Annotated in this window: 6 protein-coding genes; 1 reads left to right on the top strand and 5 read right to left on the bottom strand. The window is 34.5% G+C overall.

Annotated features, from left to right (window positions below; translation table 11 throughout):
• The first annotated feature begins 132 nt into the window (after positions 1–132).
• Positions 133–1,026 carry a hypothetical protein gene (locus tag EHQ43_RS08210; RefSeq protein WP_135754434.1) on the top strand — a complete coding sequence of 298 codons (894 nt, stop codon included), beginning with the start codon at positions 133–135 and terminating at the stop codon, positions 1,024–1,026.
• 173 nt (positions 1,027–1,199) lie between these two features.
• Here the strand turns inward: EHQ43_RS08210 and EHQ43_RS08215 are convergent, their stop codons facing one another.
• From EHQ43_RS08215 to EHQ43_RS08235, 5 genes are all read right to left on the bottom strand, one after another.
• Positions 1,200–1,496 (bottom strand): DUF805 domain-containing protein, encoded by a 297-nt coding sequence (locus tag EHQ43_RS08215; RefSeq protein ID WP_135740919.1) that lies wholly within the window; start codon positions 1,494–1,496, stop codon positions 1,200–1,202.
• A 104-nt stretch (positions 1,497–1,600) separates the two neighbouring features.
• Positions 1,601–3,757 carry an ABC transporter substrate-binding protein gene (locus EHQ43_RS08220; RefSeq protein ID WP_135770701.1) on the bottom strand — a complete coding sequence of 719 codons (2,157 nt, stop codon included), beginning with the start codon at positions 3,755–3,757 and terminating at the stop codon, positions 1,601–1,603.
• Between the two features lie 102 nt (positions 3,758–3,859).
• Entirely contained in the window at positions 3,860–4,489 is a 630-nt protein-coding gene (locus EHQ43_RS08225) for a DUF2306 domain-containing protein (protein WP_135770729.1), read from the bottom strand.
• Between the two features lie 74 nt (positions 4,490–4,563).
• A complete protein-coding gene (locus EHQ43_RS08230) occupies positions 4,564–6,615 on the bottom strand; it encodes a methyl-accepting chemotaxis protein (RefSeq protein ID WP_135770703.1) in 2,052 nt (683 codons plus the stop codon).
• A 931-nt stretch (positions 6,616–7,546) separates the two neighbouring features.
• Positions 7,547–8,548, bottom strand: a complete 1,002-nt coding sequence (locus tag EHQ43_RS08235; RefSeq protein ID WP_167481761.1) for a DUF5018 domain-containing protein — start codon at positions 8,546–8,548, stop codon at positions 7,547–7,549.
• Positions 8,549–9,233: the final 685 nt, after the last annotated feature.

A 9,233-nucleotide genomic window follows, 5' to 3' on the forward strand; every position in this document is an offset into this window, starting at 1 on the left:
TTATCTCACTCCTCTTCCAAATTTATCTCTCCCCTCAATTAAATTTCCGACTATGAACAATGATTTCATTGACGAATTCTATTTATGGTATAAAAATTTGATTCTCATTTATTTTCTTTTGATAGGTTACCAATGAAACGCATCCCATTTGTTCTAATTTTCACTATCCTTTTGTCAAATTTATACGTTTTTGCACAAGTAAAACCGCAGTTGGAAAATGAATGGATTGTATCCAAAAGTTTAGGTCCAATCATTGATGGAACGTCTGTTCGTTGGAATTTTTCGGCAGTAATAAAAGTAGATCAGCTTAAATCCATTCGAGGATATGAATTGAATGGAAAAGAAAAAAAAGAATATTTTTCCGAGTTACAAACCATTAAAAAAGGTAACTTCTCGATTGAAAGCAAAGCATTAAACGAAGAAGAATATAGTTGGATTTTTGAATCTGGTCTCACTAGCAAATTTTTTACTATTGAAGTGATCAATCTTAAAGGAGAAACAAATTCATTAAATATTCCCATTAATTTTACGGAAGATACTAAGGTAAGCTTACGATTGTTTATGGATAAAAACTTAGGTATTAAGAAAGAAATAATCAAAGTACCTTTCCATCGAAATTTTGATGGTAGAAAATGGATCATAGGTCATTCAGAAGACAATGAAATCATGACGATGTTAGAATTGTTTCCAGACGAAACAAAAACTCCAGTTTGGTCGGAACTTTACCGATTCACATTCTTAAAACAAATTGGAACTTCCAACAGACAAGAATTCATCAATGTAGTCAAAAGAGAACTTACAAAAGATTGTAGTGATTTATACTTTAATATTTTAAAAGAGACCGAGTCTGACATTTATTTTGAATGGTCACACGATGGTTGTGGTGGATATCCAACTGGATCTGAAATCAGTCGATTGGCCTCTGATGAAGAAAAATCTTATCTATTTACTTTCGCTTCCAACGAGCACAAACTCTCCAAAACTCAAAAAGATATTTACCTAAGCATTTTAGAAAAAGAGAAATAGGGCGTTCCCAATCAATATAAGATTAAAATTTATAATCCAAAGGGTCGGGCCAATCCGGGGTGCGCTTACGCTCCCGTCACCTTCCATTTCACAATGGCAGGTGACCAAACCCTACTTGTCCCTAACGTTGGATCTATTGATCATATTGATGTATGTAAGTTTTATAATCGATACTATTTTCCTTTTTGTGCCCAAAAGAAAATCAAAACAAGTAAACCAATCCCAGTGAGTCCAATGAGTTGCCACCAACCGCTCATTCCCACATCATGCAAACGTCTCGCACCAACACTGATACTGGGAAGGAAAATTCCAATCGAGAATACAATTCCTAAAATTGGAAGGAACATATTCAATAAAAAAGTTACAATGAAAGTAAAGGCAACCCAATACCAAAATTCTGGTCGTTTTGATTTTCCGTTAAAATCTACATATTTTTGAAAACATACCTTGATTGCATCTTGGAATGACATAAAAATTTACCTACCTTGTTTTATGATTATTTAAAATCACCAAACTGCCAAAGTAGAGTTCATTTTGTTTTGATTGTAAAGAAAAAAAGAAATCATTTTTGATTTTATTCATCAGCTAACAAATATATAGTGAACTTTGTTTTTCCAACTTCACTTTCAAACTCAATACGGCCATTCAGTTTGTTAACCACTTTACGACATATATCTAAACCCAAACCAACACCTTCACCTTTGGATTTTGTCGTAAAAAATGGTTCGAATATTCTATTTTGGATTTCTTTCGGGATTCCACATCCATAATCGATAAAACTGACCTTAATCCATGGACCTTCCTCTTCGATAAAAATTTCAATCGTTCCTTCATATGAAATTGCATAAAGTGCATTATTTAACAAATTTACCCAGACTAAATTTAGATTATCTCGATTCCCCTTACATTTACGATTGGAATTAAAATGTTTTATAATATTTACACGATGGTTGATATTATAATAATAAAGAGTGAGAATTGTTTCTATTTCATGGATGATATCAATTCTGTTTTCATCTGAATGGGTTACGTCTTCTGATAACAAATAATTTTTCATCGACTTAACAACATGTGTGGATTTTTCAGAAGCAACTTTTATAATAGAGCTAGAGCGAAACAAACTAGCAATTTGAACACAAATCGCTAAAATCTCTTTATTTCTATCACTTTCAAGTATATACTTTAACTTGTTACCTAATATAAAAGCAGAAGAATCAATGATTAAGTTAAGAATACTATCTCTTTCATCAGGCAAGTAAGTTTGTAATATTTCAAAATATCTGGTTTCGAGTTCTTTTTTTAATTCCCTTTCCTTTTTCCCACTTAAGAATACGTTTTGTGAATTCGGATATTCTGAGACTAAAATATTGAAACGATCTCTATCTTCCTTCGGAAGATGAAAAACAGTATTGATTATATTCTGGAACTGGTTTTGAAAGAATTCTTCGATCGAAACGTTTGAAGAGACAATTGCACCAAGAGGTGTATTTAATTCGTGTGCCATACCAGCAGTTAAATTTCCAATCGTAGCCAATTTCTCTGAGGTTAATAACTTGTCTTGTGCATCTGTCAATTCCTTTAATTTAAGTTCAAGGAATTGGTTTGTGGAATTCAAAGTATCATTCGAAACTTTTAATTCTTCTGTTCTAATTAATACTTCCGTTTTTAAATTTTCTGAATATCGTTTGTTCCAACGATACCTTTGTATCATCCAAGCAACTACCAAGATAGTGAATGCAGCAAAAAACAATGATATGACCATTTGATAATCAGGACTTGAATTGGGCGTATAGAGAAATCCACTAAGATCTAAATTTTTTGGCAACATACCATAATCAGCATATACTTCACTAATATGTTTCCATCTCCCTTCATACATATAACCCAATTCAACAAGTGAAGGTTGGATCAAAGGTTCCATTTGATTTGCTTCAAACAATAATTGTTCTTTAGAAATTTGATTTGAATATTTATTGTATATCAATTCAACAATTTCTTCCTTATGTTTCATTGCGTATTCCCAACCTCGAAGACTTGCTTCACGGAAGAGTTTGACTCTTTTTGGGTTCCTTTGAATTTCGAGTTGGCTTGTGAACAAATTGTCACCATAAAAATCGATCCCTGATGTTCGAGGAGAGTACACCATAAGGGGAAATCCAGTTTTTTGGATTTCAAATGTTTGAGTCGTCGAATATCCGTCTACGGCATTTACCTTACCTTCCACCAAATCTAAAAACCGAAAACTATGGTCCATGACGATGAATTTGTTTGGTTCTAATTTTTCTTTTTTTAAATACGCTAAAATTTCATAAACATGCGGAGACAACATGATCTTTTTACCAACGAGATCATGGAGACTTTGATCTGAATTTGTTTTCCTTGTAAATAAAACGGTGGGTGAATGTTGAAATATGACTGCGATAACAACAATAGGAGTTCCAGCATGCCATTGTAATAATACTTCGTTTGTTCCAACTCCGTATCGAGCTTCCTTTTCGGAAACATACTGGTGTAATCCTTCGATACCATTTTTACTTTCATGAATTTTTACATCTAAACCAAGATCATGATAGTAACCTTTTTCAATTGCAGCATAATAACCTGCGAATTGGAATTGGTGAATCCATTTTAAGTATAAATCTACGTGGTCTCTTGAATCGATTGGTTGGAAAAATGGAATCAATCCAAAACAAAAAAGAAAACATAGAAACTGTTTCTGAAGCGGTCGCATTCGTACTTCTCACTAAATTTTCGCTTTGTTAGTCGAAAGTGACTAAGGCTTACAATTTGGAGAATTTTTGGCAACCGAGATATAAAAATCTTTTGTTGGAAACTATTTATTTTTTCTACGAATGATCCATTCCGCAAATAAAAAATTGATAAGCCAACCTGTTCCCATCATCAAATCCCTTGGAATTCCGGATGGGTCTCCTCCTACAAAGAGGAACCAAGGTAAATGTGTAAAAACTTGAGTCCCGGCACCAAGTCCAATGGCATACCCTCTGATCATCCAATGGCTATGGATCAGGTATTTTCGTTGCATAACAAAATAAAATCCAAGGCAAATACAAATTACCATCCAGAAGCCAATCACCATACGAATTCCAAATAGCCAATCTCCGTCAGTTGGCACTCTAGGATACACCATCGTGAGCCAAATTCCAGAAATAGCAGTTGTTAGTCCAAAAAATACTAAAACTCTACCAGAAACGCGGTGCCATTTGGGATATAGTTTTCGAAACCCAGGAGCAAATTGAAAGGCTCCTAAAATACTATAAACAAGAACGGCAACAATATGTAAAAGGATTGGGACTGGATCATCAAAAAATCTTTGATTTTCTACCGTATAACCAGAACCAGTTGTCAATTGGGAAATCCGAACGACACCTGCGATGCTAGGTACAAAACTTAGGAATAATAAAGAACCGATAATCCAAATATCTTTCTTTGTAGTGGTATTCATTGCCATGTGATTTCATTGATGAATATTATATAAGAAACGGCAACAAAGAATTGAAAATAATTTATTAAATTAATCTAAACCTCATCAGTTGTTGCAAATGAATTGGCAACATTCGAAATAGTTTTTGCAACATCGCCAATTGTAATACTAACTCGGTTTAGATCTTCTGAACTAATTGCCAACTCTTGTGCATTTCCTGAAAGTGTATTCACACTCATTACCATATCTTCAGATGTTCTTTTTTGTTCGAGGCAAGATGTTTCAATTGATTCAGCTAAAGACTGAAGTTCTTTAACTTCATGTGAAACTTTGGTTAAACTATTTGATTGTGATGAAATTTCACCTCTCAACTTCTCAATACCCATCTGAATACGAATTGATTGACCAACAATTTCATTGAGTGCTTTCACTGTTTCATTTACATGATACACGCCTGTATTCACTGCAGAATCACTTTTTGTAATTAAAACCATTATGTTTTTCACAGAAATCCTCGTTTTGTCTGCAAGTTTAGATATTTCCTCCGCTACAACGGCAAATCCCCTACCCGCATCACCAGCCCTTGCAGCTTCTATACTGGCGTTGAGGGCTAACAAATTCGTTTGTTCTGAAATATCGGTAATCAATCCTACGATTCCTGAAATCTCTTTCGTTGCCAAACGAATCTCTTCCATAGAACTATCTGTACTGCGAATGGACAAATTCCCTTTATCAGCTAATTGAGTTGATGTGACTGATTCAATGGATAATTGTGAGAGTTCTTTTTCAATATTTACGATAGAATACTCAATATTAAGAATTTCATCTGCAATCTTTGAAATGTTTTTTGTTTCATCTGAAATGGAAGCAAACATCACTTCAAAGGAAGAAGATAACTCTTCCAAAGAGGCCGCAGATTCTTCAGTGGTTGATGCGAGTCCCGTTGCATTATCGGATACGGTTAGTGCATCTTTTTTCAATTGTTCAGAAATTTTTTCAACTTGGCTAACGGAATGTTTCAATTGGATCATAATTTCATTCAGCTTACTTAAAAATAGGTTGATCGATACTGTGATCTCTCCAATTTCATTTTTTCCAAATGTTGGTAATTGTTTTGTTAAATCTGCATCTCCACTTGATAATTCATTTATTTTCGTAAGAACAGATTTAAGAGGAATGTTTATGCTTCGGAAGATGAATAGAATTAATATGATCGATAAACTTAATGCCACAAATACAATGATGACATTGATTAGCCTTTGCCATTTTTGTTCTGTTAGTCGATCTCGAATTATATTTTCAAGTATAATGATCGAATTGTTTTGAATATCAGAACCAATCGAAGTTCCTTGATGGATAATCGTGAATAATTTATCGGCTGATTCAGGTTTAATTGTGTCTTTTAGAAAAATATTTTGAAGTTCATTGACATAAGTATTACATTTGGTTTTGACTTCTATGATATTTTGATTGATTTTTTCTTGGTACTTTTTTGAACTCTCTAAAGTTTTAGTATTTGAATTCGTTATATTAACACAAATTGTTTCGATTCCATTAATTGATAAGATCGCTTTCGTAAAACTCGTATTTAAAAATTGTTTGTTCTTACGGTTATCGCCAAGATATTCATCGCGAATCACTTCTTTTAAAACTGCCACATGTTTCCATAACTCTGGGATCTGGAACAAGATAATTTCCATTTGGTAATATGAATCGAGTTCTGGATCCAAAATCAAATGCGAAAAATCACCTATTTTGACTGCAAGTTTCTGAGTATGATCGATGAATTCTCGTGCCGTTTTTGCATCAAAACTCTTCACCTTTACATCCTGATTCCATTCCTTTATTTGAACAATCTCTTCTGTCAAGATGCCTGACTCGAGTATTTGCTTTGTACCTTCAGTTACTATGGGAACTAATTCATCAGTAGTTTCATTTCCAATTTTTAACTTCGTTAGTCCAACTTTCAGCACAGTATATACTGGCTTAAGAATTTGGATTCCCTTTAACTCTTTCGAAGTGAACTCGATATCATGATTTTGTGAGCGCAGAAAAAGGAAGAGTAAAATGAGTAAAAATATAAGGATGGGAAGCGGGAGTAAAAATATCCTAAGGCGAATCGATACATTTGATAAATAGGAGCTCATATAGTTCCACTTCCTTTATAAAAAAGTATGAATTGTTTCTATAGTTTTAAATTAGAAAATAAAAAAATAAAAATTTGGCAAAATTATCTAACAACGCCGCTCTATCTACCAAACATGAAAGCAAAATAGGAGATGTACTAAAATCCAAACCATTCACCTAACTTTCGCTAATCAAACATTACTAAAATCGCTCAAATCATTTGTCAAAATTCCAATATTTTGGGGATTTCGAGAATTTTAGCCTTCTCATTTTGCAGTTACTTTCAGACTCAACTTTAGTTTAGAAATAAATTTCCGATCCAAATCGAGCATAGTTTTCCCCATACCAATGGCTTCACCTATGGTAGGTGTAAAATCGATTATTTTAATTTTTGTAAAGAAGCATTCACCAATTTTTAACGGGAAATCTTCTTGGCAGTTTCAGAAAACCTTTCAACCAATAGACAACCATCAACGGTTCCATCAAAAGCAAACTCAATTCGATCCTCTATGAATCGTACGCCACTCAACTCATCTTCAGGAGAGAATTGTAATACACACTGGTAATCATACTTCGATGGGCGATAGTAAATTTCTATGGTTGTATACTCAACTTGGATAAATTGTGCAGGTATTTTTCACTTTCGTCTAACTTTTTAACCGTAGTGCTTTGTAGTTTTCTACATTCAAAATATTTATACTGGAACAATCCATAACATCCTTATCCCTCTTGCCTCTAATACCCCAAATTCTCTTTAGTCTTAAATAACTTCGATATTTGTTCGCAATTTCCGAAAGAATTCGAAGTTTTTCTAAAAAGAACTCCAGGTGTTAAACAAAATCCACGGATAGGTGTATGCAAGGAAACTAGCAGTGGGTGAAAACTGAGTCGGTGTCTAAAGGCAAGTTTTTGGTTATAACTTTGAGTATATGAGTCGGCCTTGTCATTTATTTATATTCCGCAGCTTTTCGTTGTAGCAATCAATTTGTATTTAGCCCTCAAATAACAAAATACTTTATCGATTTCATTTTGCGATAATGCAGAATCGAAAAAGAAAAACTCTGCTACATCACCATCCATGTTGCCATTGGAAAGGGATCCATCTGTGCCTGTCACATAACTTTCAATATTTGAGGTTGCATTCCCTTTTAAGTCACCATTCCAATATTCTTGCCAACTAACATTTGTATTCTGAACACTTGCAATTGCGATAAAAGTTGTGACGGGAATAGAATTGACAGAAGGAGGAGTTAGTCCAGACCCATTTCGCCAAAGATACAACTCATTTCCAGGTGAAGCACCAATATTAATCTCTCTTCCATTTGCAGAACCGACTAAAAGTAAATTTGTGGCAGGATGAGTTTGTGGCATCTTAAATACCAAGAAAAAAGATCCGCTGTTAATAGATGAAAATCCAGTTCCACCACTGTAACTCATCGAAGTCAAAGATGCTTGTGAAAAATTGAGAGCTGGAAGACCATTCACCTGATTCAATCTATATACTGGTTGTCTTGTCGGGAAAGTTACTTGCGTAAGATGATTTCCTCTTCCACTAAAATCATTCCAGGTTTGAACATTTGCACCATCAGATAAATTAAGACTGTCTGCCTTGAACCAAAGTACTAAAGATGAACCACCATAGGTTCTTGGAGCAGTAAGAGTGACAGTATAATCCTTACTGGTACCATCGGTAGCAGTCACCGTATAAATTAGATTTGACGAAAACGAATTTGCGGTTACCTCACTTGTCTGCGTTACGTTACCTATTGAAACACTTTCTCCTGTGGTTGTAAATTTAGCAACTAACGGAGTAAAAGACGAGAGTGTATCAGACACAAGACTGATATTCGTATCTGAGATAATTCCAGATATTCCTAATGAAGGAATTGAGTATGATGTAATTTCTTTTCCGGGGAATGGACCAATTCCACAAGTTATACTTTTATCATTCAATGCAAACTTTAAAAAAATAGTCTGATAAAATGCTTTGCTCTGAGGATCACAAACATTGGAAAAATTTTCCCCTTTGCAATGAGTGATAAACAATAGAGTTTGAATAGCAAAAAAAAAGTAGAATATCGATCGATGCCAAACAATTTGAAACTTTATCATTTAACACCGCCTACAATCTCCCTCTGATTTTTCGATCGTTTATCGCTACTAAACTAAGAAGGTTTTCATGGAATACTTGATGAACATCCCATTATTGAAAGTGAACTGAATTGAAGGCGAATCTATTTTGGCAAAAAATTTCCAAAATTGAGAAAATTTTTCTGAATTTGAAGTATATCCCGACAAATCATCCTTTAACTTCGATTAGGAAAGGTATCTAACCAAATTGGCTACTCGAGCTCTTTCGCAAAATCGTTCGAATCCCAATCCAATTAATTCCTAAGTAACCTTAACACTTATCCCAATTTCCCAAATGAAGTTCGTTTCTTCTTAAAATTCTCCTGGGCGCCGCAAAGCACCCACGGACGGGTGCGAGCGAGAGCTCTGACCATGGAAGGCCAGGCGAACGCAAGGCGCCCAGGAGAATTTTAAGAAAGATTAAACGTTGAAGTGGGAAATTGATAAGTGGGTGGATGACGGGATTTCGCCTTACACGGTTCTCCCTTCCGGGTCGAACTCGTTCCAG

Source organism: Leptospira bouyouniensis (assembly GCF_004769525.1).
Classification (GTDB): domain Bacteria; phylum Spirochaetota; class Leptospiria; order Leptospirales; family Leptospiraceae; genus Leptospira_A; species Leptospira_A bouyouniensis.

Excerpts from the sequence above, each read along its gene's own strand:
- EHQ43_RS08210 (WP_135754434.1), top strand. The coding sequence starts at position 133 with ATGAAACGCATCCCATTTGTTCTAATTTTCACTATCCTTTTGTCAAAT.
- EHQ43_RS08215 (WP_135740919.1), bottom strand. The coding sequence starts at position 1,496 with ATGTCATTCCAAGATGCAATCAAGGTATGTTTTCAAAAATATGTAGAT.
- EHQ43_RS08220 (WP_135770701.1), bottom strand. The coding sequence starts at position 3,757 with ATGCGACCGCTTCAGAAACAGTTTCTATGTTTTCTTTTTTGTTTTGGA.
- EHQ43_RS08225 (WP_135770729.1), bottom strand. The coding sequence starts at position 4,489 with ATGAATACCACTACAAAGAAAGATATTTGGATTATCGGTTCTTTATTA.
- EHQ43_RS08230 (WP_135770703.1), bottom strand. The coding sequence starts at position 6,615 with ATGAGCTCCTATTTATCAAATGTATCGATTCGCCTTAGGATATTTTTA.